At 68.5% G+C, this 24,579-nt stretch carries 21 protein-coding genes; 13 read left to right on the top strand and 8 right to left on the bottom strand.

Features of this window, described 5'->3' with window-relative positions; translation table 11 throughout:
* The first annotated feature begins 44 nt into the window (after positions 1 to 44).
* Positions 45 to 1,649 (top strand): LuxR C-terminal-related transcriptional regulator, encoded by a 1,605-nt coding sequence (locus AB0M15_RS12095; RefSeq protein ID WP_363816763.1) that lies wholly within the window; start codon positions 45 to 47, stop codon positions 1,647 to 1,649.
* Here the strand turns inward: AB0M15_RS12095 and sfnG are convergent.
* Positions 1,646 to 2,752, bottom strand: coding sequence for a dimethylsulfone monooxygenase SfnG (gene sfnG / locus AB0M15_RS12090; RefSeq protein ID WP_363816761.1), 1,107 nt, complete (start codon positions 2,750 to 2,752; stop codon positions 1,646 to 1,648). The two genes, AB0M15_RS12095 and sfnG, sit on opposite strands and share 4 nt — an antisense overlap.
* The gene (locus AB0M15_RS12085) at positions 2,752 to 3,963 is read right to left on the bottom strand and encodes an acyl-CoA dehydrogenase family protein (RefSeq protein WP_363816759.1); all 1,212 of its coding nucleotides are present in this window, start codon (positions 3,961 to 3,963) and stop codon (positions 2,752 to 2,754) included. Before AB0M15_RS12085 ends, sfnG begins: the two co-directional genes overlap by 1 nt.
* Before the next feature lie 179 nt (positions 3,964 to 4,142).
* Between AB0M15_RS12085 and AB0M15_RS12080 the strand changes: the two genes are divergently transcribed.
* Together AB0M15_RS12080 and AB0M15_RS12075 are read left to right on the top strand one after the other, a co-directional pair.
* On the top strand, positions 4,143 to 5,612 hold the full coding sequence (locus tag AB0M15_RS12080; protein WP_363816757.1) for a peptide MFS transporter: 1,470 nt from the start codon (positions 4,143 to 4,145) through the stop codon (positions 5,610 to 5,612).
* Positions 5,613 to 5,686: 74 nt separating this feature from the next.
* Positions 5,687 to 6,205 carry a hypothetical protein gene (locus AB0M15_RS12075; protein WP_363816755.1) on the top strand — a complete coding sequence of 173 codons (519 nt, stop codon included), beginning with the start codon at positions 5,687 to 5,689 and terminating at the stop codon, positions 6,203 to 6,205.
* Here the strand turns inward: AB0M15_RS12075 and AB0M15_RS12070 are convergent.
* The 3 genes from AB0M15_RS12070 to AB0M15_RS12060 all read right to left on the bottom strand — a co-directional run bounded on the left by AB0M15_RS12070 (position 6,180) and on the right by AB0M15_RS12060 (position 9,039).
* Positions 6,180 to 7,175 carry a pirin family protein gene (locus tag AB0M15_RS12070; RefSeq protein WP_363816753.1) on the bottom strand — a complete coding sequence of 332 codons (996 nt, stop codon included), beginning with the start codon at positions 7,173 to 7,175 and terminating at the stop codon, positions 6,180 to 6,182. The two genes, AB0M15_RS12075 and AB0M15_RS12070, sit on opposite strands and share 26 nt — an antisense overlap.
* Before the next feature lie 209 nt (positions 7,176 to 7,384).
* Complete coding sequence (locus tag AB0M15_RS12065) at positions 7,385 to 8,434, bottom strand: PHP domain-containing protein (protein WP_363816751.1); 1,050 nt, start codon at positions 8,432 to 8,434, stop codon at positions 7,385 to 7,387.
* 35 nt (positions 8,435 to 8,469) lie between these two features.
* Positions 8,470 to 9,039 carry a WHG domain-containing protein gene (locus tag AB0M15_RS12060; protein WP_363816749.1) on the bottom strand — a complete coding sequence of 190 codons (570 nt, stop codon included), beginning with the start codon at positions 9,037 to 9,039 and terminating at the stop codon, positions 8,470 to 8,472.
* 47 nt (positions 9,040 to 9,086) lie between these two features.
* Between AB0M15_RS12060 and AB0M15_RS12055 the strand changes: the two genes are divergently transcribed.
* Positions 9,087 to 10,235 (top strand): GDSL-type esterase/lipase family protein, encoded by a 1,149-nt coding sequence (locus AB0M15_RS12055; protein WP_363816747.1) that lies wholly within the window; start codon positions 9,087 to 9,089, stop codon positions 10,233 to 10,235.
* A 30-nt stretch (positions 10,236 to 10,265) separates the two neighbouring features.
* On the opposite strand, the gene AB0M15_RS12050 is transcribed toward AB0M15_RS12055, so the two are convergent.
* Entirely contained in the window at positions 10,266 to 11,480 is a 1,215-nt protein-coding gene (locus AB0M15_RS12050; protein ID WP_363816745.1) for an MFS transporter, read from the bottom strand.
* A 104-nt stretch (positions 11,481 to 11,584) separates the two neighbouring features.
* Between AB0M15_RS12050 and AB0M15_RS12045 the strand changes: the two genes are divergently transcribed.
* From AB0M15_RS12045 to AB0M15_RS12015, 7 genes are all read left to right on the top strand, one after another.
* Positions 11,585 to 12,505: a LysR family transcriptional regulator gene (locus tag AB0M15_RS12045; RefSeq protein WP_363816743.1), complete on the top strand. Its 921-nt coding sequence runs from the start codon at positions 11,585 to 11,587 to the stop codon at positions 12,503 to 12,505.
* Between the two features lie 240 nt (positions 12,506 to 12,745).
* Positions 12,746 to 13,960: a helix-turn-helix domain-containing protein gene (locus tag AB0M15_RS12040; protein ID WP_363816741.1), complete on the top strand. Its 1,215-nt coding sequence runs from the start codon at positions 12,746 to 12,748 to the stop codon at positions 13,958 to 13,960.
* Between the two features lie 79 nt (positions 13,961 to 14,039).
* Positions 14,040 to 15,230 (top strand): acyltransferase domain-containing protein, encoded by a 1,191-nt coding sequence (locus AB0M15_RS12035; protein ID WP_363816739.1) that lies wholly within the window; start codon positions 14,040 to 14,042, stop codon positions 15,228 to 15,230.
* A gap of 1 nt (position 15,231) precedes the next feature.
* Positions 15,232 to 16,230: a beta-ketoacyl-ACP synthase III gene (locus tag AB0M15_RS12030; protein WP_363816737.1), complete on the top strand. Its 999-nt coding sequence runs from the start codon at positions 15,232 to 15,234 to the stop codon at positions 16,228 to 16,230.
* Positions 16,231 to 16,326: 96 nt separating this feature from the next.
* Entirely contained in the window at positions 16,327 to 16,575 is a 249-nt protein-coding gene (locus tag AB0M15_RS12025) for an acyl carrier protein (RefSeq protein WP_270131318.1), read from the top strand.
* Between the two features lie 143 nt (positions 16,576 to 16,718).
* Complete coding sequence (locus AB0M15_RS12020; protein WP_363816735.1) at positions 16,719 to 17,954, top strand: beta-ketoacyl-ACP synthase II; 1,236 nt, start codon at positions 16,719 to 16,721, stop codon at positions 17,952 to 17,954.
* Positions 17,955 to 18,044: 90 nt separating this feature from the next.
* Complete coding sequence (locus AB0M15_RS12015; RefSeq protein ID WP_363816733.1) at positions 18,045 to 19,469, top strand: carboxyl transferase domain-containing protein; 1,425 nt, start codon at positions 18,045 to 18,047, stop codon at positions 19,467 to 19,469.
* Between the two features lie 206 nt (positions 19,470 to 19,675).
* Here the strand turns inward: AB0M15_RS12015 and AB0M15_RS12010 are convergent, their stop codons facing one another.
* A complete protein-coding gene (locus tag AB0M15_RS12010; RefSeq protein WP_343977321.1) occupies positions 19,676 to 20,173 on the bottom strand; it encodes a DUF3145 domain-containing protein in 498 nt (165 codons plus the stop codon).
* 278 nt (positions 20,174 to 20,451) lie between these two features.
* Between AB0M15_RS12010 and AB0M15_RS12005 the strand changes: the two genes are divergently transcribed.
* Positions 20,452 to 21,033, top strand: coding sequence for a dihydrofolate reductase family protein (locus AB0M15_RS12005; protein WP_363816731.1), 582 nt, complete (start codon positions 20,452 to 20,454; stop codon positions 21,031 to 21,033).
* A 2-nt stretch (positions 21,034 to 21,035) separates the two neighbouring features.
* Here the strand turns inward: AB0M15_RS12005 and AB0M15_RS12000 are convergent, their stop codons facing one another.
* A complete protein-coding gene (locus AB0M15_RS12000; protein ID WP_363816729.1) occupies positions 21,036 to 22,049 on the bottom strand; it encodes a LacI family DNA-binding transcriptional regulator in 1,014 nt (337 codons plus the stop codon).
* 355 nt (positions 22,050 to 22,404) lie between these two features.
* On the opposite strand from AB0M15_RS12000, the gene AB0M15_RS11995 reads away from it, so the two are divergent.
* On the top strand, positions 22,405 to 24,576 hold the full coding sequence (locus tag AB0M15_RS11995) for a glycoside hydrolase family 9 protein (protein WP_363816727.1): 2,172 nt from the start codon (positions 22,405 to 22,407) through the stop codon (positions 24,574 to 24,576).
* The last annotated feature ends 3 nt before the right edge of the window (positions 24,577 to 24,579 follow it).

Raw genomic sequence — 24,579 nt, 5'->3', positions numbered from 1 at the left:
CGTATCCTCGCCTCAAAGGGGACTCTCCGCGAGGGGGATGGGCGATGGGCATCGTCGACGACCTCGAGCAGGCACGCCGGGCCTTCGAACGGCGGGACTGGGCAGCGGCCTACGACCAACTGTCGCTGGTCACCGGCCTCGGCCCGGACGACCTGCTGAAGCTCGCCACCGCCGCCTACCTGGCGGGCGACGACGACGCGTGCATCCGGGCGCTCCAGCGCGGCTATCAGGCCGAGGTCGACAGCGGACACACCCTGGGAGCGGTTCGCTTCGCCTTCTGGCTCGGCCTGGTGATCAGTACCCGCGGCGAGGCGGCAGTCGCGGCCGGCTGGGTCGGGCGGGCCCAGCGGCTGCTGGGCGACCAGCCGGACGACGTGGTGGAACGGGGGTACCTCCTGATCCACGACTTCTTCCGGCACCTCGACCAGCAGGACTTCGCGAACGCGTTGCGGATCGGCACCGAGATAGCCGAGCTCGGGCGCCGGTTCGGCGAACCCGATCTGGTGGCCCAGGGTCTGGTCTGCCAGGCTCGCCTGCTGATGTACTCCGGCCAGGTCCCGGAGGGGCTCGCGCTGCTGGACGAGGCGATGGTCGGGGTCGCTGCCGGCGAGCTGTCGCCGATCTTCGCGGGCAACGTCTACTGCGCGATGATCGAGGCCTGCCAGGAGGTGGCCGACTTCGGCCGGGCCTCCGCGTGGACGAGTGCGCTGACCCGCTGGTGTGACACGCAGCCCGACCTGGTGCCGTTCACCGGCCAGTGCGCCGTCCACCGGGGCCAGATCCTGCGGCTGCGCGGAGCCTTCAGCGAGGCTCTGGAGGAGTTCGAGCTAGCACGCCGCCGCTATGCCGCCAGCAACTCGCAGGGCGCGGCCGGGCTCGCATTGAGCGAGTGCGGGGACGTACTGCGGATCCGTGGCGAGTTCGCGACCGCCGAGTCCTGCTACGAGCAGGCGTCGGTACACGGGTATGAGCCTCAACCCGGTCTCGCCCTGCTGTGGCTCGCCCGCGGGCGCACGCCGGCAGCCCTCGCCGCCATCCGCCGGTTGCTCGCCGAAACGCCTGACCCTGTACACCGGTCCCGGCTGCTGCCCGCGGCGGCCGAGATCTTCGTTGCCGGCGACTGCGGCGACGAGGCCGAAGCGGCGGCCGGTGAGCTCACCAAGATCGCCGAAGCCTTCGGTTGCACCGGCTTGCGAGCAACGGCGGCGTACTGCGCCGGCCTGGTCGCGCTGGCCGCCGATGACGCCGACCGGGCCCTCCCCTGCGCCAGGCTCGCCACGCAGCTCTGGACCAGCCTGCAAGCGCCGTACGAAGTCGCCCGCGCCAGGGTGTTGGTCGGGCGTGCCTTCCGGATCCTCGGCGACGAGGATTCGGCCACCGCCGAGTTGGCCGCTGCCGGTCAGACCTTCACCGAACTAGGTGCGGTGACTGACGGCCTGCTGGGGCGGCGGACAGCAGGCGGCCTGACGGTCCGTGAGCTGGAGGTACTGCGCCTGGTTGCTGCCGGCAACAGCAACACAGAGATCGCGCAGCACCTCGTGCTCAGCGACAAGACGGTGGCCCGGCACTTGTCCAACATCTTCACCAAACTCGACGTACCGTCCCGCACCGCGGCGGTGGCCTACGCCCACGCCCATGACCTGCTCTAGACGGCCGGCACGAGCTCCAGCTCGGTCGTGGCCGCTTCGAGTTCTCTGACCAGCGGGAGAACCCGGCTGCCGAAGTACTCGATCTCTTCCTGGAAGTGGAGGAAGCCGGCCAGGATGAGGTCGACGCCGCGGCGGCGGTAGGCGTCGATGCGTTCGGCGATCTGCTCGGGGGTGCCGATCAACTGGGTGCGGAATCCGTCGTTGTACTGGACCAGGTCCTCGAAGGACGAGTCCGCCCACATGCCCTTGCCGTCCGGGGACGATGCGCCCGCTTGGGTGACGGCGGCTCTGAACCCTTCCACCGCGGGCTTGTTGGCCTTGGCGACGATCTCACGGAGGACCTCGCGTGCCTCCTTCTCGGTGTCGCGGGCGATGACGAAACCGTTCAGGCCGAATTTCACTTCACGACCGGCCGCTCGCGCGGTACGCCGGACATCCAGCAGCTGCTCGGTGACGCCGGCGAGGTCCTTGCCGTTGGAGAAGTACCAGTCGGAGTACTTGCCCGCGTTGTCGCGCGCCGCCGTCGAGTTGCCGCCCTGGAAGAGCTCGGGGACGACTCCCGGCTTGGGCTTCAACGTGAAGTCGCGGATCCGGTAGAAGTCGCCGGCGAACTCCACGTTGTCCTCGGTCCAGATCTTGCGCAGTACCTGCAAGAACTCCGCCGACCGCCGGTACCGCTCGTCGTGCTCCAGCCACGGCTCCCCCAGCGCGGTGAACTCACCCTTGAACCACCCGCTGACCACGTTGACCGCGAACCGCCCGTTCGACAGGTGGTCCGCCGTCGCCCCGAGCTTCGCCAGTACGCCGGGTTGCCACAACCCCGGATGCACCGCCGCGATCACCTTGAGCTTCTCCGTCGCCAGCAGCAACGCCAAACTGAAGGTGGTCGACTCGTGCTGGTACTCCGCGCCGTAGCTGGCCATGTAGCGGACCTGACTCAGCGCGTACTCGAACCCCACCCGCTCAGCCGTCTGCGCCAGTTCCTTGTTGTACTCGTAGTCCCAGCCCGTCCGCTGCTCGATGTCACTGGTGACCAGCCCGCCGCTGACATTCGGCACCCAGTAGGCGAACTTGGTCCGGTCCGACACCCGCTCCGTCGTCATCAGGAGTACCAGGTCGGCTCGGGCAGCTCGCCGGTGAGCAAATGCCGGCCGACCTCACGCCGCTTGTACGCGACCGGATCGTGCAACGTGTGCGTCCGGACGTTGCGCCAGAACCGGTCGAGCCCTTCCCTGTTGGCGGTCGACCGCGCGCCCGTGACCTCGAAGATCCGGTTCGTCACCTCGAGCGCCACCTCAGTCGCTCGAGCCTTCACCGCCGCCACCCGTACCTCGTGCTCGCCGCGCTGCTCGGCGGTGACCTCCCACGCGTTCTCGTGGATCCGCTGCCCTTCGAGCGCGACGGCATCGGCGAGGGCCTCGACGGCCCAGAGCTTCGACTGCAGATCGCCGTACAAGTCAATGACATAAGGCTCTTCGGCCGCCGTCGAGTAGCCGCCGTGCAGCCAGGACCGGCTCTTCTCCTGGGTGTAGGTGAGCGCTGTCTCCAATGCGCCGCGGGCGATTCCCAGGTAGAAGTTGACGAAGACGAGCTGGATGGTCGGGACGTTCAACGTGTTGTAGACGCGCGGCTCGAACGTCTTGCCGACGAAGCCCGCAGCCTGGTCCCAGCCGACCCGGACGTGGTTGAGGCTCACGCTGCCGCTCTCGGTCAGCCGCTGGCCGAGGTTGTCCCAGTCGTCGTGGAAGGTGAGCCCTTCGATGTCCGACGGCACGATCGCGAAGACATGTGTGCCGCTGTCGAGCAGCGTGCCTTCGAGCACGGTGACGTCGGAGACCTTGCTGCCGGTCGAGAAGCTCTTACGGCCGTTGAAGACGATCGTGCTGCCCTCGTCGGCGACCACGACATCGGAGTCGCGCGGGTTGACCGCGCCGCCGAAGAACCACTTGTTCTTGGTGGCTTCGGCCTCGACGTGCGCGATCTGTTCCTTCGTACCGACCAGCCGCGCGGCCCAGAACCAGAGCAGGTGATAGCCGAGTAGTTGCCCGATCGACCCATCTGCCGTGGCGACCGTCCGGATCACCTGGTACGCCGTCGGCCAGGTCTGCCCGCCACCGCCGTGCTCGGCCGGCCCGAGCAACGTGACGAGACCGGACTCCTTGAGCAGCCGCACTTCGTCGTACGGCGTGGCGCCGGCCCGGTCGCGTTCGACCGCGTCGACGGCGAGGATCGCGGCCACCTCGGCGGCTCGCTGGATCCATTGCTCGGGCGTTTTCGGGGTGACTGTGGACAACGCGTGCGTCTCGGTACTCATGGGGGTCCTCGTTCCGGGTGTGGGGGCTGGTGGTTTTTACCTCAATGTCTATGAAGTTACTGGACAATCACGCTCCGTCGGCGATGTCTCAGCCGGTGGACACTCCCCGATTGGTGGTTGGCAAAGCCAACCGACTACGGTCGAGGGGGACCTTTGCCAACCACGAGGAGTAGTCGAGCGTGTCGGGAACGCAGCAGGCGGAGACCGAGGAGAAGCAGTTCTTCGGGCATCCGCGCGGGTTGATGACGCTGTTCACCACCGAGTTGTGGGAGCGGTTCAGCTACTACGGGATGCGCGCGATTCTGTTGCTCTACCTGACCGACAAGGCGCACGGGCTCGGCCTGGGCGAGTCGCTCGGGCAGGCGGTCGTCTCGATCTACGGGGCGTCGGTCTACCTGCTGTCGGTGCTCGGCGGCTGGTTCGCGGACCGGGTGTTCGGGGCGCGCCGGACGGTGCTGTACGGCGGTACCGTGATCGTCACCGGCCACATCTGCCTGGCAATCCCGGTCGAGGGGCTGGCGTACGTCGGTATCGCATTGGTTGCCCTCGGCACCGGACTGCTGAAGCCGAACGTGTCGACGATGGTCGGCAACCTGTACGCGAAGGACGACACCCGGCGCGACTCGGCGTTCTCGATCTTCTACATGGGGATCAACATCGGCTCGTTCAGCGCGCCGTTCGTGGTCGGCTTCCTGCGCCGCAACCTCGGCTTCCACGCGGCCTTCGCGGCGGCGGCGGTCGGGATGACGCTGGCCCTGGTCGCGTACGTGCTCGGCCGGCGGACGTTGCACGGGCGCGGCGACACCCCGCCCAACCCGCTGACCGCCGAGGACCGGCCGACGATGATCAAGATCACCGTCGCGGTGCTGGCCCTGCTCGGGATCGTTTTCGCCTTGTCCGCCTGGAGTTCCGGCGGAGTCGGCCCGAAGCCGGTGGTCGACGCGATCTCGTACCTGTGCTTCCTGGCCCCGATCGCGTACTTCACGATGTTGCTGCGCAGCCCCTTGGTCGAGCCCGACGAGCGCCGCCGCGTACGGGCGTACATCCCGCTCTTCATCGCGGCGATGCTGTTCTTCATGGTCTTCGAGCAGGCCGCGACCACGCTGACCACCTTCGCGGCCGACCGGACCAAGCTGTCGGTGCTGGGGATCTCGATCACCCCCGAGTTCTTCCAGTCGGTGAACCCGTTCAGCATCATCGTGCTCGCGCCGGTGTTCGCCCTGATCTGGATCAAGCTCGGCGATCGCGGCCCGAGCATCGGCCAGAAGTTCGCCACCGGTCTGCTGTTCGCCGGCCTCTCCTTCGCCGTGATGTCGCTGGCCTCCTCGGTAGCCGGCGACAAGCTGGCCTCGCCGCTCTGGCTGGTCGTCGTCTACGTGATCCAGACCCTCGGCGAACTCTTCCTCTCCCCCGTCGGCCTGGCCGCCACCACCTTGCTGGCCCCCAAGGCCTTCACCAGCCAGATGATGGCCCTGTGGTTCCTGGCTCCGGCCGCCGGCCAAGCCATCACCGCCCAACTGGTCCAGGCAACCGAAGGCGCCTCGGACACCGCGTACTTCGGCGGCCTGGCCATCGTCACCATCGCCTTCGCGATCATCCTGTACTTCCTGGCCCCCTGGATCCGCCGTCACGCAGACGCCCGCAGCTGACCCCCTCTGCGGAGGGAGCCGAATCCCTTTGCGGAGTGAGGACCTGAGCCGCCCGGCCCGGGAAGCTCGATGGCATGACAGAGAATCCGGTACCACGCTGGGCCTATCGACTGGCGCATCTGATCCCTCTGATGGTCCTGCCGTCCGGGCTGTGGCGACTCGGTCTCGTTGCCGGATCGTCGATGGGGATGCTGGACGACTACGGTCGGCCGGCTCGCGTGGAGAGTGTTTGGCAAGGGGGATACATCGTCTGCCTGACGCTGTTCTCGGAGGCTGTCGCGCTGACCGCGTTCGGGATGGTCAAGCGGTGGGGTGAGGTGGTGCCGCGCTGGATCCCGTTGTTGGGCGGACGCCGCGTTGCGCCGTACGCCGCGATCATCCCTGCGACGCTCGGCGCCCTGTCGTTGATCGCGATCTGGACCTATGGCTTCCGGGATGTGTTCAGTGGGGAGTTCATCCCGTTCTCGAGTGATGCGGCGGCGGCGTTGATGATTGGTTGTTATGCGCCGTTGCAGCTCTGGGGGCCTGCGTTGCTGGTGCTGACTTGGGCCTACTACCGGCGGCGTGTCAGCGGGAGCGGGGGCGGGGTTTGAGGCGGGTGGCGGGGAGGGGTGGGGCGGGGAGGGCGTCGCCGTCGTAGCCGGGGACGGTGGGGAACCGGTCGGTGCCGTGGGCGTCGATCGAGGCCATCCAGTCGTTGCGGGCAGCAACGATCTCCTCGTGGGAGCGGCCGATGAAGTTCCACCACATGACGAGTTGCTCCTCGAAAGGCTCGCCGCCCAGCAGGAGGAAGCGGGCGTCGCCGGTCAGCTCGATGGCTTCGCGGCCGGCTCCCAGATACAGCATCTCGCCAAATCCGGCAGTCAGCTCGCCGACGGTTAGCGAGCCGGCGACCACCAGGACGGCGTACTCGAAGGCCGGGGTGAGTGGGAGGGTGGCCGTCTTGTCGAGCTGGATGTCGGCGCCGACGAGCGGGGTGTACGCCGGGGCCGGTGAGGTGATGCCTGCGACCGTACCGATCATGACGGTGCCGTGGGCGCCGTCGAGGTCGAGCTCGGGGAGGTCGGCGTACGCGTTGAAGTGTGGGGTGACGGTGGTGCGGTGGGAGTCGGGGAGGGCGACCCAGAGTTGGGCGCCGTGGAGCATCGGTGGGCCGTTGGGCAGGGAGACCTCGGAGTGGGCGATGCCGTTGCCGGCGGTCATGATGTTGAGTTCGCCCGGCCGGACCATCGCGTGCGAACCGACGCTGTCGCGGTGCTCGATCTCGCCCTCGAACAACCAGCTGACCGTCTGCAGGCTGGTGTGCGGATGCGGCGGCACGAGCATGCCGCGCTCCCCCGGTACGTCGTACGAGTCGACGCGCGCCGTCAGGTCGTCGGGGCCGTAGTGGTCGACGAAGCACCAGGCGCCGACCATCCGGCGGTTCTTGTTCGGCAGGAGTCGGCGGACCTTCGTCGTCCGCCCCAGCACGACCTCCCGGGCCTCGAGCCGCTCGACCACCGGCCCCTCGGCGCCCTCGCCACCACAGACACCTTCCGCCGGCCGGTCCTCCAAGTTGCTCATACCCCGAGTATCCCGCGTACCGAAGAACAGGAGGTAGTAGGACGTCACCTAGTGCACCTGAGCGTGACCACACCCTCTGCGTACAGCGTCCCACGGTGCACTACCTGTCCTTCGGTCCGCCCGTACCCAACAACAGGACGTCCGGAACGGGGGCCGGACGCGGCGGCGCGAGCGGGGTGGGGGTCGGGCGACCGACTCTGTTGGACCGGTTAGGAGGCGACCCACTCCTGGAGGGTGGCCGAGTCCCAGGTGTTGATGACGCGGTCGGCGGGGACTTCGCATTCTTCGGCGCGCTCGCAGCCGTAGATCTGCCAGTCGAGCTGCCCGGGCGCGTGCGCGTCGGTGTCGATGGAGAAGACGCAGCCGGTCTCCACCGCCATCGACAGCAGGCGCCGGGGTGGGTCGAGGCGTTCGGGGCGGGAGTTGATCTCGACGGCGGTACCGAACTGCTTGCAGGCTTCGAACACCACCTCGGCGTCGAACTGCGACTCCGGCCGGGTGCCGCGCTCGCCGGTGATCAGGCGGCCGGTGCAGTGGCCCAGTACGTCGACGTGCGGGTTGGCGATCGCCCGTACCATCCGCTCGGTCATCGCGTCGGCGGCCATCCGGAGCTTGGAGTGCACGCTCGCGACGACGAGGTCGAGTCGCGCGAGGATCTCGTTGTCACAGTCGAGCGAGCCGTCGTCGAGGATGTCGACCTCGATCCCGTTGAGGATCGTGAACCCGTCGAGCTCGTCGGCGAGCTTCTTGTTCAGCTCGGCGACCACGTCGAGCTGCTGCAACCGGCGCTCGCGCGACAGTCCGTTGGCCACGGTCAGCCGCGGCGAGTGATCAGTCAGAGCCATGTACTTGTGCCCGAGCCCGGCCGCCGTACGGGCCATCTCCTCGATCGGGCTGCCGCCGTCCGACCAGTCCGAGTGCAGATGCAGATCGGCCTTCAACTCGGCGCGCAACGTAGTACCGGCGCCCGCCGCGGTCAGCTCCCCTGCCGCCTTCGCCAACTTCACCAGGTACGACGGTGTCTCGCCGTCCATCGCCTCGACGATCACGGCCTCGGTCTTCGGCCCGATCCCCGCCAGCTCGGTCAACGTCCCCGCCCGCCGCCGCGCCCGCACCTCGGCCGCCGGCAACCCCTCGATCGTGTCCGCGGCCTTCCGGTACGCCTTCACCCGATGCGTAGGCTGCCGCTCCCGCTCCAGGAAGTACCCGATCTTCCGCAGCGCCTCCACCGCAGCCTCAACACCCGCCCGATCACTCATCCCCCCATCATGCCGCCTCCCGGGGACAAGAACGGCTAATCCTCGGGCCAGTTGGTGAGGAGGGTGTGGAGGGCGGTTAGGGCTACCTGCCAGGAGGACTGGGAGGGGCGGGGGGTGTGGCGGAAAGAGCCGGTTAGTTCGAGGGTTATGTAGCCGTGGAGGGTGGCGCCTAGGAGGCGGATGGCGTCGATTTCGGCCGTGGGGGTGAGGTTGTAGGCGTGGAGGATGGAGAGGGTTAGGGCGGCGTGGCGGCGGGCGGGGGCTGCGGCGGGGCCGTCGGCGTCCAGGTCTTGTTGCATGGCGGCGTAGCGGCCGGGGTGTTGGGTGGCGTAGTCGCGGTAGGTGTTGGCGAAGGCGGAGAGGGCCTCTTGGCCGGAGCGGCCGGCCATGTTGGCTGCTACTTGGTCGGCCAGCTCGGTGAGGGCCAGGGCGGCTACCCGGGCTCGTAGGTCCTTCGCGTTCTTGATGTGGGAGTAGAGGCTGGCGTCTTTCAAGCCGAAGTGGCGGGCCAACGCGGACACGGTGACGTTGGCGAAGCCGATCTCGTCGGCCAGCTCGGCGGCCGCCTGGGTCAGGCGGTCGGCGGTCATTCCCACGCGTGGCATGTGGCTCCTCGGATATCGGTTTGCCTAGAGGGTCTAGGATACTACCTATGAGCACTTGGATCACCACATCGATCGACAGCCGGCTCGTCCGAGGAGCGGTCGAGCTGGAGAACACCCAGTACGGCGTACTGCCGCATCGCCTCCCCGCCTGGGCGCGGGCCCAGACCACGGACGGCCAGATCGCGATGGTCGAGGCCCAGCCTTCCGGCGTACGGCTCGCCTTCCGGACGAGCGCGACCGCGATCGAGCTGGACGTACTCCCGACCAAGGTCCAGTACGCCGGTGCGCCCGCGACCCCCGACGGCGTCTACGACCTGCTCGTCGACGGCAACCTCACGGGCCAGGCGAACGCGACCGGCGGGAACGTCTTCACCGTCGACATGACCACCGGGTCGACCGAGTTCACTCCCGGTCAGCCGACCACGGTCAGCTTCACCGAGCTGCCAGCCGGCGACAAGAATGTCGAGATCTGGCTGCCGCACCGCGAGCGCACCGAATTGGTTGCCATGCGCACCAATGCCGCGCTCGAACAGGCGACCAGCGACAAGCGGATCTGGTTGCATCACGGCAGCTCGATCAGTCACGGGTCCAACGCGGACAGCCCGACCCAGACCTGGGTGGCGCTGGCCGCGGCCCGGGGCGGCGTCGAGCTGACCAGCCTCGGCTTCGGCGGCGGCGCGTTGCTCGATCCCTTCACCGCCCGGACGATGCGCGACCTGCCGGCCGATCTGATCAGCGTGAAGATCGGGATCAATGTGGTCAACGCCGACCTGATGCGGCAGCGCGCGTTCGGGCCGGCGGTGCACGGATTCCTCGACACCATCCGGGACGGCCATCCGACCACGCCGCTGCTGGTGATCTCATCCATCTACTGCCCGATCCACGAGGACACCCCCGGGCCCGGCGCACCGGACTTCGTCGATGGCAAGGTCCAGTTCAAAGCGACCGGCGATCCGAACGAGCCCGGCAGGCTGACCCTCAACTGGATCCGCGCGGAGTTGGCCGACCTCACGGCGGCGCGGGCGAAGGACGATCCCAACCTGAGCTACCTCGACGGGCGCGAGCTGTACGGCGAGAAGGACTTCGCAGTACGCCCGCTCCCCGACCAGTTGCACCCCGACAACGCGACGCACCACGCAATGGCCGAACGCTTCGCCGACCTCGCCTTCGGCGAGCAGGGCGCGTTCGCCAGCTGAGTCGGCCGAGCCTGCAGGGGTGGAGGAGGCTCAGCGGCCGACGGTGATCTGCGCCCGTCGAGGGAGCAACAACGGCGTGGCGAGGATCAGCACGCCGGCGACTGCCACCGCGATGCGGGGCGTGGTGACAGCCGCCAGCACTCCCCACAAGGCGGTCATCAACGCGATGACCGCCTTGCTGGAGATCGACCAGGCGGACAGCGTCCGGGCCACGCGATCGTCAGGCGTCTCGGTCAATCGGTAGGCGGCGAACAGCGGCATGAAGATGCCCATGCAGGTGATCAGGCCGAGCTCCACCGCAATCACCGTCACCAATCCGACCACTCCTGGCTGGACGAACACCAACCCGACCAGCCAGACGGCTCGCAGCCATCCCGTCACCATCAGGACCCGCTGCGAACCGAAGCGCGCGGCCAGCGGCGCCGACAACCGCGAGCCGATCAGCCCGCCGATGCAGGGCAGACCGAAGGCCAGCGCGTACTGCCACGGCGCGAACCCGAGCTCCCCCAGCATCAGCACGGCCAGCAGCGGCGCCGTCGCCATGATCAGTCCGCTCGTCAGTACGCCGTTGAAGAACAGCAGCCGCAACGTCGAGTGCTCGAGGATGTACCGCCATCCATCCAGCAGGTCGCCCAGCCGGAGCCGCTCACCACGACGTACCGGCGGGCTCTCGTGCAACCGGATCGCCCGGACGCTCAGCGCCGAGATCAAGTAGCTGACCGCGTCGACCACCACCGTGATGACCGGCCCGAAGAACCCGATCGACGCCCCACCCAGCGGCGGCCCGATCATCGTGGCTGTCCATGTCGTCGACTCGAACCGGCCGGTCGCGACGACCAACTTCGCCCGCGGCACGACCGCCTTCATCACCGCGCCGGTCGCGGCAGTGAACGCGTTGTCGGCCGCACCCACCACGACCGAGACGACCACCAACTGGACGAAGCTGAGCCACCCAAGCCAGTACGCGAGGGGGATGGTCGCCAGGGCGACGAAGCGCAGCAAGTCCATCCCGATCATCACCGGGATCTTCCGGCGGAACTCCACCCACGGCCCAAGCGGCACCGCGACCACAGCCCCGACGGCCAGCCCCGCGGCCGCCAGCAACGACACCTGGCCGGGTCCTGAGTGCAGTACCAGGATCGCGATCAGCGGGAACGCGTCGAAGGCGAACCAGGTGCCGACCGTGCTCACGGCGTACGAGGTCCACAACCAGCCGAACTGCCGCCCCAACCCGCGCTCAGTCACCGCAGGATCAAACCGCGCTTCCAGGCCCGGTCTCAAACAACCGCCGAACCGGCGAGCCACAACCGCTGGTTGTCGAGCACCCCGGACGCTGTAGAACAGACGGCGTGGATCTCGACGCCGTACGCACCTTCGTCGCGGCAGCCGTCGCCGGCAAGTTCCAGGACGCCGCGGACGACCTCGGGATCACCCAGCAGGCCGTCTCCAAACGCATCGCCGCCTTGGAGAAGCACCTAGGCGTCAAGCTCTTCACCCGTACTGCGCGTGGCGCCCGGCTCACCCTCGACGGCCAGACGTTCCTCCCTCACGCCCAAGCGCTGCTCACCGCCGAGCAGCAGGCCTTCGCATCGGTGAAACCCGGCAACCGCCCTCTCCGCGTCGACGTGATCGGCGGCTTCCTCGCCCCCGCCGTCCTGGTCCGCGACTTCCACCGCGACCACCCCACCGTCGCCCTGGACATCGTCAACCTCCCCAACGGCGCCACCGCCATCGAGGCCGTTCGCGAAGGCACGATCGACGCCACCTTCCGCGCCCTCCACCAGCCAGTCGGTGCCGACCTCAGTAGCGCTCGCGTCTTCGACGAACCACTCCAACTCCTCACCGGACCGGCCCATCCCCAAGCAGCCGCCCAGACCCTGAGCCCCAAAGATCTGAGGGGTCAACGCATCTGGATGCCCGGCAACATCGCCGGCAGCGAGTGGGCCGCGTACTACGACAATCTGGCCGCCGAATTCGACTTCACGATCGACACCTCCGGCCCCAACTTCGGCCTCGACGCCATGCTCGACGCGATGGCCGAAACCCCCGACCGAGCCACCTTCGTCGGCGCCCAGACCCGCTTCCGCTGGCCCGCCGCCTACGACCTGCGCCGTATCGACCTCCACAACCCCACCCCCGTCTACCCCCACTCCCTCATCTGGCGCACCACCAACCCCCACCCCGCCCTCCCAACCCTCCGCACCCACCTCCTGCGCCAACACCACCCCACTGGCCAGGCCCCGGTTCGCGTCCCGCTCGACAGGACATAGCTGACGCCCCTAGTGCATCTTGAGCGTGAGCAGAGCATCCGTGTACAGCGTCTCGGGGTGCACTACCTGTCGATCGGAACGCCATCGCCCCCGGCAGAGCGAGTCCGGCACCGGTGGGGGCGGCGGCCGGCTCGGCATCGGCGAGCTCCTCGGCTGGGTATCGGCGAGCTCGGGCGGCTGGGTATCGGGGAGCTCGGGCGGGTGGGGTGCCGGTGGCGGGTGGCTCTGTATGGTCGGGACGTGGCGGGCAAGCGGAGGATCAGTGCGCATGAGGCGCGGGCGCTTCGGTTGCAAGGGGCGACTGGGGCGCTGGCGACGGCTGCGATTGCGGCGATGGATGAGAAGTTGCCGTGGTTCAGCAAGCTGTCGGCGCAGGATCGGTCTTGGATCGGGCTGGTGGCGCAGTCCGGTATCACCGCATTCGTCGACTGGTTCCGGGATCCCGAGGCGCACTCGTCGATGCCGACGCGGATGTTCGGGTCGGCGCCGCGGGAGTTCACCCGGGTCATCTCGCTGCACCAGACCGTCGACCTGCTCCGCACCACGATCGAGATGATCGAGCAGACGATCGGCGACCTCCTCCCCGCCGACGACGTGCCGGCCGTCCGCGAGTCGATGCAGCGGTATGCCCGTGAGGTCGCCTTCGCGGCCGCCACCATCTACGCCCAGGCAGCCGAGATGCGCGGCGCCTGGGATGCCCGGCTCGAAGCGCTCGTCGTCGACTCGGTCATCCGCGGCGAGGCCGACGAGTCCGTACGATCCCGCGCCTCCGCCCTCGGCTGGACCGGCACCAGCACCACCGGCGGCACCTCGTCGGAGGTCGCCGTGGTCGTCGGACGAGCCCTCGAGGCCGAGTCCGGCAGCGCCAACGTGGCGGACGCGGTCCGGCACGCCGCCCGTGAGGCCGGGGCCGACGCACTGTGCGCGATGCAGGGCGACCGGCTGGTGGTGGTACTCGGTGGTACGAGCAAACCTGTCGAGATCGTACAAAAACTGGCAGGCTGGTTTGGACCCGGACCGATCGTCGTCGGGCCCGTCGTCAAGGACCTCATGTCCGCCGTCACCAGTGCCCGCGCGGCGGTCGCCGGGCTCCGCGCCGCACCCGCCTGGCCGGGCGCCCCGAGACCCGTCCAGGCCGACGAACTGCTGCCCGAGAGGTCGCTGTCCGGCGACGGTCATGCCCGCCGCCAACTCGCCTCGGACGTCTACGGCCCGCTCACAATGGGCGACGGAGTACTACTCGACACCGTTTCGACCTACCTGGACTCCGGTGGTTCGATCGAGGCGACGGCCCGGGCGATGTTCATCCACGCCAATACCGTCCGGTACAGGTTGAAGCGTGTGGGCGAACTCACGGGCTACTCGCCGTCGAATCCCCGAGACGCTTTCACGTTACGTGTCGCACTGACCCTCGGGCGCCTGCTCAACCCTGAGCCCGGATCGTCGTTTTTGTAGGAACCCTACAAAGTCCTGCGGGTAGAATTCGTGGCGCATTGTGCTCCGCGAACCGGCTGCCTCAGGGAGAGTTGATCTCGTGCTCGTCATCGCTGCGCCCGGACAGGGCGCCCAGACCCCAGGATTCCTCGAGCCGTGGCTGGCCGACCCCGTCTTCGAGAACCGGCTGAACTGGCTGTCGGCCGTCGCCGGTCTCGACCTCGCCCACTACGGCACCAAGGCCGACGCCGACACGATCCGGGACACCGCGATCGCGCAGCCGCTGCTGGTCGCCGCCAGCATGCTGTCCGCGCTGGCGCTGTTCCCGCACCCCGGCGACTCCTTCGAGAAGATCGGTGCCCTGGCCGGCCACAGCGTCGGTGAGATCGCCGCCGCCGTCGGTGCCGGCGTCATCACCGGTGAGCAGGCGATGGTCCTGGTCCGCGAGCGCGGCAAGGCGATGGCCGCCGCCTCGGCGCTGACCCCGACCTCGATGACCGCTGTGCTCGGCGGTGACCGCGAGGAGATTCTCGCCAAGCTGGAGAAGTACGGACTGACCGCCGCGAACGACAACGGCCCCGGCCAGATCGTCGCCGCCGGTACGGTCGAGGAGCTGGCCGCGTTGCAGGCCGACCCGCCGGAGAAGACCCGGCTGATCCCGCTGTCCGTCGCGGGCGCCTTCCACACCAAGCACATGGAGCCGGCCGTCCAGACGCTGGCCGGCTACGCCCGCTCCATCACCACGCACGACCCGCGCACCCGGCTGATCTCGAACCGCGACGGCCAGATCGTGCACGACGGCCGCGACGTCCTGCGCCGGCTGGTGCAGCAGGTCAACGCGCCGGTCCGCTGGGACCTGTGCATGCAGACGATGGCCGACCTGCAGGTCACCGGCATCCTGGAGATGACCCCGGCCGGCACGCTGACCGGGATCGCCCGGCGCGCGCTCAAGGGTGTCGAGGTGTTCGCGCTGAAGACGCCGGACCAGCTCGACGACGCCCGCGCGTTCGTGGACAAGCACGGCAGCCCGTCGGAGATCAACGCGTCGCCGACCTGGCGGCTGCTGGTCGCACCGATGAAGGGCACCTTTACCCGCGAGGGGCAGGTCACCCGCGAGGCGGGCGACACCGTCGAGGCCGGTGAGGTGGTCGCGCTGGTGAAGAGCCTGCGCGACGAGGTCGAGGTCCGCGCGCCGCACGGCGGCAGCGTGGTCGAGTGGCTGGTCGAAGAAGGCGACCCCGTCGCCCCTGGACAGCCGCTCGTGCGGCTGCACCCGAGTGGAGTGAACTGACATGGGCGGACAGATCGCAGAGTCGACCGGAGCGGCGCACGCCGCAGTACTGGGCCTCGGCTCGTACCGGCCGCGCAGAGTGGTGCCGAACTCGGAGATCCTGGAGCAGATCGACTCCAGCGACGAATGGATCCAGACCCGCTCCGGGATCAAGGAGCGCCGCTGGGCCTCCGAGGACGAGACCATCCTGATGATGTCGACGAACGCCGCCAAGGAGGCGCTCGCCGACGCCGGCATCGACCCCGCGCAGATCGGCTGCGTGGTCGTCGCCACCGTCACGCACCTGTACCAGACCCCCGCGATCGCCACCCAGATCGCCGTCGCGGTCGGCGCCCCGACGGCTGCCGCGTTCGACGTCTCGGCCGCCTGCGCCGGGTTCTGCTACGGCATCGCGATGGCCAGCGACCTGGTTCGCGGCGGCAGCGCGAAGTACGTGCTGGTGATCGGGGTCGAGCGGCTCAGCGACATCACCGACCGGACCGACCGGGGTACGGCGTTCATCTTCGCCGACGGCGCCGGCGCGGCCGTGGTCGGACCGTCCGACGAGCCGGGCATCGGCCCGGTCGTCTGGGGTTCGGACGGCACCCAGCACCTGGTGATCAGCCAGAAGGAGTCCTGGGTCGAGGCGCACGGCAGCTACCAGTGGCCGAACCTGACGATGGACGGCAACCCGGTCTTCCGCTGGGCGTCGTTCGAGATGGCCAAGACGGCGCAGCAGGCGCTCGACGTCGCGGGCGTGAAGGCCGAGGACCTCGACCTGTTCATCCCGCACCAGGCGAACATGCGGATCACCGACGCGATGCGCCGGACCCTCAAGCTGCCCGAGGAGGTCAAGGTCGCCCGCGACATCGAGCGGCAGGGCAACACGTCCGCAGCCTCGATCCCGCTCGCGATCGCCACCATGCGCGAGATCGGGGACGCCACGAGCGGCGACCTCGCGCTCATCATCGGCTTCGGCGCGGGGCTCACGTACGCAGCCCAGGTGATCCGGCTCCCGTAGTACGGGGGCGCGGTAGCCCATAGTTGTCCGGGGCGGCTCAGGTGGCCGGCCCGGCTAGTTCCAGACACAGCAAGTATCCGAAAGGGAAACACACAGATGGCCAGCACCGAAGAGATCCGCTCCGACCTCGCCGAGATCGTCAACGAGATCGCCGGCATCCCGGTCGAGGACGTCCAGCTGGACAAGTCCTTCACCGACGACCTCGACGTCGACTCGCTCTCCATGGTCGAGGTGGTCGTCGCCGCCGAAGAGAAGTTCAGCGTCAAGATCCCCGACGACGAGGTCAAGAACCTGAAGACCGTCGGTGACGCCGTCGCGTTCATCGAGCGCGCGCAGAACGGCTGATCGAGTCCCTTCTGGATTCGATCGTGCTGGCAGCCGTCGCGGGCTCACCGGATCTCAGCATCCGGTGAGCCGCTCCGGCAGCCCCAGCCGGTACGCCGTACCGGTCTCCCCCACCCGTTGATACGCCGAAGGATGAGGTAACCATGTCGAAGACCCGAGTCGTCATCACCGGGCTCGGAGCGACGACCCCGGTCGGGGGCGACGTCGCCAGCACCTGGGAGGCGCTGCTGGCCGGCAAGTCCGGTGCCAAGCTGCTCACCGCCGACTGGGTCGAGGAGCTGCCGGTGAAGATCGCCGCTCCCGCCGCCGTCGAACCCACCGAGATCATCGAACGGGTCAAGGCCCGCCGGCTGGACCGCAACGCGCAGTTCGCCGTCGTCGCCGCCCGCGAGGCCTGGGCCGACTCCGGCCTGGCCGACGTCGAGCTGGACAAGACCCGCCTCGGCGTGGCGATCGCCACCGGCATCGGCGGCCTGCTCACCACGCTGACCAACTACGACCTGCTGCAGAAGGGTCCACGCCGGGTCTCCCCGCTGGCGATCCCGATGCTGATGCCGAACTCGGCCGCCGCGAACGTCGGCCTCGAGCTGGGCGCACTGGCGGGCGTACAGACTCCGGTCTCTGCTTGCGCGTCGAGCAACGAGGCCATCTCGCTGGCCGCGGACCAGATCCGGCTCGGCCGCGCCGACATCGTCGTCGCCGGTGGCGCCGAGGGTTCGATCGCCGGGTTGCCGCTGGCCGCGTTCGGCCAGATGATGGCGCTGAGCAAGCGCAACGACGACCCCGAGCGCGCGTCCCGTCCGTGGGACGTCGACCGCGACGGCTTCCTGCTCGGTGAAGGCGCCGGGGTTCTGGTGCTGGAGTCGTACGAGCACGCGGTCGCCCGCGGTGCGAAGATCTACGCCGAATTCGCCGGCGCCGGAATCACCGCCGACGGTCACGACATCGTGCAGCCCGACCCGACCGGTTCGGGTGCCGAGCGCGCGATGAAGCAGGCGCTGCGCGAGGGCGACCTGGCCACCGGCGACATCGTGCACATCAACGCGCACGCGACCTCGACCCCGGCCGGTGACGTCGCCGAGGCGATCGCGATCCGCAAGGCGCTCGGCAAGGTCGCCGACACCGCCGTGGCGACCGCGCCGAAGTCGATGATCGGCCACCTGCTCGGCGCGGCCGGAGCGGTCGAGTCGATCGCCACCGTGCTCGCCCTGCACCACCGGCTGGTACCGCCGACGATCAACCTGGACAAGGTCGACGACGGTGTCGAGCTCGACATCGCGACCGAGCCGCGCAAGCTCGCCGACGGGGACATCGCGGCACTGAACAACTCCTTCGGCTTCGGCGGCCACAACGTCGCCCTGGCCTTCAAATCAGTCTGATGCAGTAAGTCGGTCTGATCTATCAATGGGCTGGGGTTCGTGCCTCAGCCCATTGAACAGTCCGCACCCTTCTGACCCCGGGAGATGCCCATGACCACCGCCCCTGTGAAGCCGGTCAAGCTGCCGCGCGAAGAGGATCCCCGCAATCCGGTGGCCCGGCTGACCGCGCTGTTCGACCCGGGCACGCTCGAACTGATCACCCCCGACAACCTGTCCGGCATGCTCGCGGCCCGGGGCACGATCGCCGGGGCCAAGGTGATCGCGTTCTGCTCCGACGCCACCGTGATGGGCGGCGCGATGGGCGACGAGGGCTGCGAGGTCGTCGTACAGGCGTATCACGTGGCTCGCGAGGAGGAGCTGCCGATCATCGGGTTGTGGCACTCCGGTGGTGCGCGGCTGGCCGAGGGCGTGCTGTCGCTGCACGCGGTCGGCAAGATCTTCTACGAGATGACGCAGGCTTCGGGCAAGATCCCGCAGATCTCCGTCGTGCTCGGCCCGGCCGCCGGCGGCGCGGCGTACGGGCCGGCGTTGACCGACATCGTGATCCTCGGGCCGGAGGGGCGGATCTTCGTCACCGGGCCGGACGTGGTCCGCTCGGTCACCGGCGAGGACGTCGACATGTTGCGGCTCGGCGGTCCGGAGCCGCACGGGCGACGGTCGGGCGTCGTGCACATCACCACCGACTCCGAGGCGGCCGCGATCGAGAAGGCCCGCCGGTTGGCGGATCTGCTCGCGAATCCTGGCGCGGTCTCGGATGAGGTTGCCGACACCGACCTGTCGGGCTTCCTGCCGGAGTCGGCCAAGCGGGCGTACGACGTGCATCCGCTGGTCGGCGGGGTGCTCGACGAGGAGTCCGGCGTCGAGCTGCATCAGCGCTGGGCGCCGAACATCGTCACGACGCTGGGTCGGCTCGGCGGTCGTACGGTCGGGGTGATCGCGAACAACCCGCTGCGGCTCGGTGGGTGTCTCGATGCGTTGTCGGCGGAGAAGGCTGCCCGGTTCGTGCGGATGTGCGACGCGTTCGGGGTGCCGATGGTGGTGCTGGTCGACGTACCTGGGTACCTGCCGGGAGTTGGGCAGGAGTGGGACGGCGTCGTACGCCGGGGCGCCAAGCTGCTGCATGCGTTCGCGGAGTCCGTCGTACCGCGCGTCACGCTGGTGACTCGCAAAACCTACGGTGGCGCGTACATCGCGATGAACGCGCGCTCGCTGGGTGCGACCCGGGTGTTCGCCTGGCCGCGGGCCGAGGTGGCCGTGATGGGTGCGGTTGCCGCGATCCGGATCCTGCATCGCCGCAGGCTGGCCGAGGTCGAGCCGGATCTGCGGCCGCAGGTCGAGGCTGAGCTGGCCGCCGAGCACGAGAAGATCGCCGGCGGCATCGAGCGAGCCCGCCAGATCGGCGTCGTCGACGAGATCGTCGAGCCGACCAGCACCCGCTCGGCTCTCGCCGCCGCGATCGCCACCGCCGAATCCACCGGCCGGGTCCGCGGCAGGCACGGCAACATCCCGCTCTGACCACAAGACGAAGGGCGCGGACCGTGAGGTCCGCGCCCTTTCACGTGGTGCGGCCGCTGTGTGTGACAACCGGGGGTGTCCCGACACCCGGTGGCCCAGCGGCCACTTCTGTCTCCCGATCAACGGGAAGCTTGTTCATAGCATCGTGCAAATCGGGCTGCTTGTCCTGTGTCTGCGGGCTTTCTTCTGAACTTCTCAGGTTCTGCTCAGACCACCTGGTGCAGCCAGCGCACGGGCGCGCCGTCACCGGCGTACCGGAACGGTTCGAGCTCGTCGTCCCAGGGCCGGCCGAGCAGCCGCTCGACCTCCTCGGTCAGATCGGCCTCGCCGGTGGAGGCTTTCAGCATCGCTGCCTTCAGCCGTTCCTCGGGCACCATGATGTCGCCGTGCACGCCGGTGGTCGCGTGGAAGACGCCGAGCGTCGGGGTAAACGAGTACCGCTCGCCCTCGACCCCGTTGCTGGGCTCTTCGGTGACCTCGAAGCGCAGCTTCTGCCATCCGCGCAGCGCCGATGCCAGCTTCGCCGCCGTGCCGGCCTCGGCCTGCCACGACAGCTCCGCCCGGTACGTTCCCTGCGCCGCGGGCTGCGGCGTCCAGTCGAGTTTCACGGGCACGCCAAGGATGCCGCCCGCTGCCCACTCAACATGAGGGCACAACGCTGACGGCACGGTGTGGACGTATAGAACGCCACGAGTCGTCGCCACCGGGACCTCCTGTGCTCGAGCTGCGCCTTCCCCAGCGTTCTCGAACAACCACCGTCGATCCCGGACGGCGAGGTCCATACTGCACCACCCACCCCGCCAACACCAGCAACCTCGCCGTGTCAACTACATCACCGTCGTGTCGCGATCCGGAACCGCCCGGTCCGCAACTCCGCTGCCCCCACGCCTGGAGAAGAATTCCGGGGACGCTGTCGATTCCGCCGCGCACCGTTCGACCGAAGGATGCAAAGCGACCCACCGAAGCAGCCAGGGAGAACATCATGACCGCCACCTACACCTTCGACATCTTCTCCAGCCTCGACGGCTTCGCCTCGTACGACGACGCCGACTGGGGTCCGTACTGGGTTAAGGACGGCGCACAGTTCCTGGACCGCCGACTCGCCTTGTACGCCGACGAGCAGCGGCTGGTCTTCGGGGCCAACACCTTCCGGCTGATGGAGCAGATGCTGGGCCTGAGCAAGGTACCGGCCGAGGCGCTCGACCCGGTGAACGCGGCGATGCGGAGTACGCCGACCACGGTGCTGTCCTCGACCCTCGACGGACCGTTCGACTGGCCGGACGCGACCGTTGTGAAAGGCAACGCTGTCGATGTGGTTGCCCGGCTCAAGGCGGAGTCCGACGTACCGCTGCGCTCGCACGGCAGCCTCTCACTGAACCGGGCGCTGATGGCCGCCGGTCTGGTCGACCGGGTGCAGATCACCGTGTTCCCGGTGATCGCCGGTCAGACCGGAGTGGAGCCGATCTTCCAGGGCGCGGCCGACTTCGACCTCGAGTTGATCGAGAGCCACACCTTCCACGGCCGCACCCAAGAACTGATCTACCAGCCCACGCTGCACGGCTGACGTCAGACCGAGGAGCGGATCACCAGCTGCGTGGGCAGGATCAGCGGGCTCGGTTGGTCGCCGGACATCAGGGCGAGCAGCATGCGGGCCATCTCGCGGCCCAGGGCGTGGATCGGCTGATTGACGGTCGTGAGTGGTGGGTCGGTGTGGCGGGCGCTGGTGATGTCGTTGAAGCCGACGATGGAGACGTCGCCGGGGACGTCGCGGCCGGCGCGAGCCAGGACGCGGAGGGCGCCGATGGCCATCTGGTCGGAGGCGATGAAGACGGCGTCCAGGTCGGGAGCTTCATCCAGCAACCTGGTCATCGCGGTGGCTCCGCCGTCCTCCCGGAACTCGCCGTTCTCGATCAAGGTGTTGTCCAGGCCGGCGACGGCCAGGGCGTCTTGGAAGCCTTGGAGCCTGGCCATGCCTGCACCTTCGTCGAGGCGGCCGGTGATGGTGGCGATTCGGCGGCGGCCGGCCTTGACCAGATGCTCGGTGGCGAGTCGGGCGCCGCCACGGTTGTCGGCGTCTACGTAGTACGGGGGTTCGAAGTTGAGGGGGCGGCCGCCGAAGACGACTGGTACGGAGGCGTTGGCGGCGAGGGTGGCGAGTGGGTCGTCGCCGTGGAGGGACATCAGCATGACGCCGTCGGCCTGTCTGGTGCGGAGCAACTGCTCCAGCCGCGCTTGGCCGCGGGACGAGGTGGCCAGGGACAGCATCAGCTCCAGCTCGGTCTCCTCCAGGACGGAGTTGACGCCGACGACCACCTCGGCGAAGAACGGGTCGGCGAACATCGCCGGGTCGTCGCCGGAGATCGCCAGCACGACCGAACCCGCCTGCTGGGTCGCCAGCGCGCGAGCCGTGGCGTTGGGCACGTAGCCGAGGTCGTCGACGGCCCGGCGTACCGCCTCGCGTTTGGCGCGGCTGACGTGCGGCGCGTTGTTGATCACCCGGGACGCCGCCGATCGCGACACCCCGGCGCGCTCCGCGACCTCGTCGAGAGTCGGCTGCCGCCTCGGCGTCTCCGTCGTCACCTGGTCGTTCTCCTTCGACTTGCCTGATCACCGCGTGGAGCTGGTACTGCCAGCCGATTCCGCACGACTGATTTGACTCTACGGTTTCTTGAAGGGCTCCCAGTGCCATGGACGCCGAGGCCACGGTGACGCCGCTGAGCCAGCGTCGGCAGAAACTGGGAGCGCTTCCAGCCGACCATAGGACATCCGGCCTCCGTTGTGAAGGGCCGCTTTCCCGTCTGTTTCAGTCTTGACACGCCCAGAAGCCGTCGGCACCATGCACAGGGACGCCGCTGACCTTTTGGCCAAAATCTGAAAGCGCTCCCAGCGCGATTCCCCCGGAGGCAGCTGCATGACCACACTCCGAAGGCGCTCAGTGACCACCCTGACCGCCTTCCTTCTTCTTCCAGCGACCCTCGCCGTCCAGGCTGCGGCCGCCGACGGCCCGCAGTACGAGCGGATCCTGAACGGGAACTTCGACAGCGGCGCCAAGACCCCGTGGTGGACCAGCGGGAACACCCCGTCGACCATCACCGACGGGCGGCTCTGCGCGCAGATCCCCGGCAGCACGGTGAACGTGTGGGACTCGATGATCGGCCAGGACGACGTCCCGGTGGAGAACGGCCAGCCCTACACGCTGCGATTCGAGGCGTCGGCCAGCCTCGCGACCACGTTCCGCGCCGTCGTGCAGACCTCGTCCCAGCCGATGGTGACGGTGATGAACAAGACGGTCGACGTCACCACCGGAACGCAGACGTTCACCTTCACCGGCACGTCGCCGACCACGTCGGATCACACCCAGGTCAGTTTCCAGGCCGGCGGCGGCAGTACGCCGTACACGCTCTGTCTGGACGACATCTCGCTGGTCGGTGGTGTCGTACCACCTGGTGGGGTACGGGACTTCGGCTCGCCTGTCCGGGTCAACCAGCTCGGCTACCTGCAGAACGGACCGAAGCGAGCCACCTACGTCACCGACGAGACCAACCCACTCTCCTGGCGATTGCTCGACGACGCCGACGGCATCGTTGCCCAGGGCAAGACCAAGTCGCACGGCGCCGACGCGATGTCCGGCACCAACGTGCAGCTGATCGATTTCGGCCAGTACCGCGGCACCGGCGACGGCTATCGCCTGGCCGTCGGCGACCAACTCAGCGAACCGTTTGCCATCGGCAACGGTATCTACAAGCCGCTGGCCCAGGACGCGCTCGAGTACTTCTACAACAACCGCAGCGGCATCCCGATCGAGGCCCAGTACGTCGGCGCGGAACGCGCTCGTGACGCCGGGCATCTGGGCGTCGCGCCGAACAAGGGCGACACATCGGTCCCCTGCTTCCCGGGGACTTGCGCGTACAGCCTCGACGTACGGGGTGGTTGGTATGACGCGGGCGACCACGGCAAGTACGTCGTCAATGGGGCGCTGGCCGCGTGGCAGTTGCTCGATCAGTACGAGCAGTCCGGTGACGAAACGCTGCGGATTCCTGAAGCAGGCAACAAGATTCCCGACGTGCTGGACGAGGCGAAGTGGGAGATCGACTTCCTGCTCCGGATGCAGGCGCCGTCGGGAATGGTGCATCACAAGATCCACGACGAGAAGTGGACCGGGCTGCCACTCAAGCCGGCCGCCGATCCGCAGCAGCGTTACCTCTATCCCCCGTCGACGGCTGCCACGCTGAACGTCGCCGCGGTCGGTGCTCGGTGCGCGCGGGTCTACGCGAAGTGGGACAAGGCGCTGGCAGGTCGATGCCTCGCGGCGGCGGACAAGGCGTGGAAGGCGGCGCTGGCGAATCCGGCGGTCTATGCGCCGGATGGTGGTGAGGGCGGTGGCGCTTACGACGACATCAAGGTCACCGATGAGTTCTCGTGGGCGGCGGCTGAGCTGTTCGCGACTACTGGCAAGCAGGCGTACAAGAAGGCGATCACGACTCAGCTGAAGGCCTCGGACGGCTTCTCGTGGCAGGAGACGGGTGGGCTGGCCGACCTCGCGCTTGCCCGGGTGCCGTGGCGGCTTTCGCCGGTCGAGTACCTGAGGTTGGTGGTCCGGATCGCGGGGGTGGCGGACAAGTACCTGGCTGATCTGCGGTCGCAGGGGTACGCGAACCCGTATCTGCCGGCGGACGGCAAGTACATGTGGGGGTCGAACAGCGCGGTCGCCAGCAACGCGATGGTGATGGCGACGGCGTACTCACTGACCTGGCTTCCGAAGTACCGGGATGGGGCGTTGGAATCGCTCGACTACCTGCTCGGGCGGAACGCGATCAACCAGTCGTACGTGACGGGGTACGGCGAGCGCGACAGCCACAATCAGCATCACCGGTTCTGGGCGAAGTCGCTCGATCCGACGCTGCCGTCGCCGGCTCCTGGATCGCTGGCGGGTGGGCCGAACTCGGGGCTGCAGGATCCGGTGGCTCAGCGCGGCTTGCAGGGGTGTGCTCCGGCGACCTGCTATCTCGACAACATCGGTTCGTACTCGACCAACGAGGTCGCGGTGAACTGGAACTCGGCGCTGGCGTGGATCACGGCCTTCGCCGACAGCCAGCAGTACGGCTGATCA

Origin of the sequence: Kribbella sp. NPDC051718 (assembly GCF_040681515.1) — a bacterium.
In the GTDB taxonomy this organism is placed as follows: domain Bacteria; phylum Actinomycetota; class Actinomycetes; order Propionibacteriales; family Kribbellaceae; genus Kribbella.
Note: the sequence above shows the minus strand (reverse complement) of the source record. Positions and strands in the feature narration are given on the sequence as shown.

What these genes read in the sequence shown, in the direction of transcription:
- AB0M15_RS12095 (WP_363816763.1), top strand. Translation starts at nt 45, where the DNA reads ATGGGCATCGTCGACGACCTCGAGCAGGCACGCCGGGCCTTCGAACGG.
- sfnG (WP_363816761.1), bottom strand. Translation starts at nt 2,752, where the DNA reads ATGACGACGGAGCGGGTGTCGGACCGGACCAAGTTCGCCTACTGGGTG.
- AB0M15_RS12085 (WP_363816759.1), bottom strand. Translation starts at nt 3,963, where the DNA reads ATGAGTACCGAGACGCACGCGTTGTCCACAGTCACCCCGAAAACGCCC.
- AB0M15_RS12075 (WP_363816755.1), top strand. Translation starts at nt 5,687, where the DNA reads ATGACAGAGAATCCGGTACCACGCTGGGCCTATCGACTGGCGCATCTG.
- AB0M15_RS12070 (WP_363816753.1), bottom strand. Translation starts at nt 7,175, where the DNA reads ATGAGCAACTTGGAGGACCGGCCGGCGGAAGGTGTCTGTGGTGGCGAG.
- AB0M15_RS12065 (WP_363816751.1), bottom strand. Translation starts at nt 8,434, where the DNA reads ATGAGTGATCGGGCGGGTGTTGAGGCTGCGGTGGAGGCGCTGCGGAAG.
- AB0M15_RS12060 (WP_363816749.1), bottom strand. Translation starts at nt 9,039, where the DNA reads ATGCCACGCGTGGGAATGACCGCCGACCGCCTGACCCAGGCGGCCGCC.
- AB0M15_RS12055 (WP_363816747.1), top strand. Translation starts at nt 9,087, where the DNA reads ATGAGCACTTGGATCACCACATCGATCGACAGCCGGCTCGTCCGAGGA.
- AB0M15_RS12030 (WP_363816737.1), top strand. Translation starts at nt 15,232, where the DNA reads ATGGGCGGACAGATCGCAGAGTCGACCGGAGCGGCGCACGCCGCAGTA.
- AB0M15_RS12025 (WP_270131318.1), top strand. Translation starts at nt 16,327, where the DNA reads ATGGCCAGCACCGAAGAGATCCGCTCCGACCTCGCCGAGATCGTCAAC.
- AB0M15_RS12020 (WP_363816735.1), top strand. Translation starts at nt 16,719, where the DNA reads ATGTCGAAGACCCGAGTCGTCATCACCGGGCTCGGAGCGACGACCCCG.
- AB0M15_RS12015 (WP_363816733.1), top strand. Translation starts at nt 18,045, where the DNA reads ATGACCACCGCCCCTGTGAAGCCGGTCAAGCTGCCGCGCGAAGAGGAT.
- AB0M15_RS12005 (WP_363816731.1), top strand. Translation starts at nt 20,452, where the DNA reads ATGACCGCCACCTACACCTTCGACATCTTCTCCAGCCTCGACGGCTTC.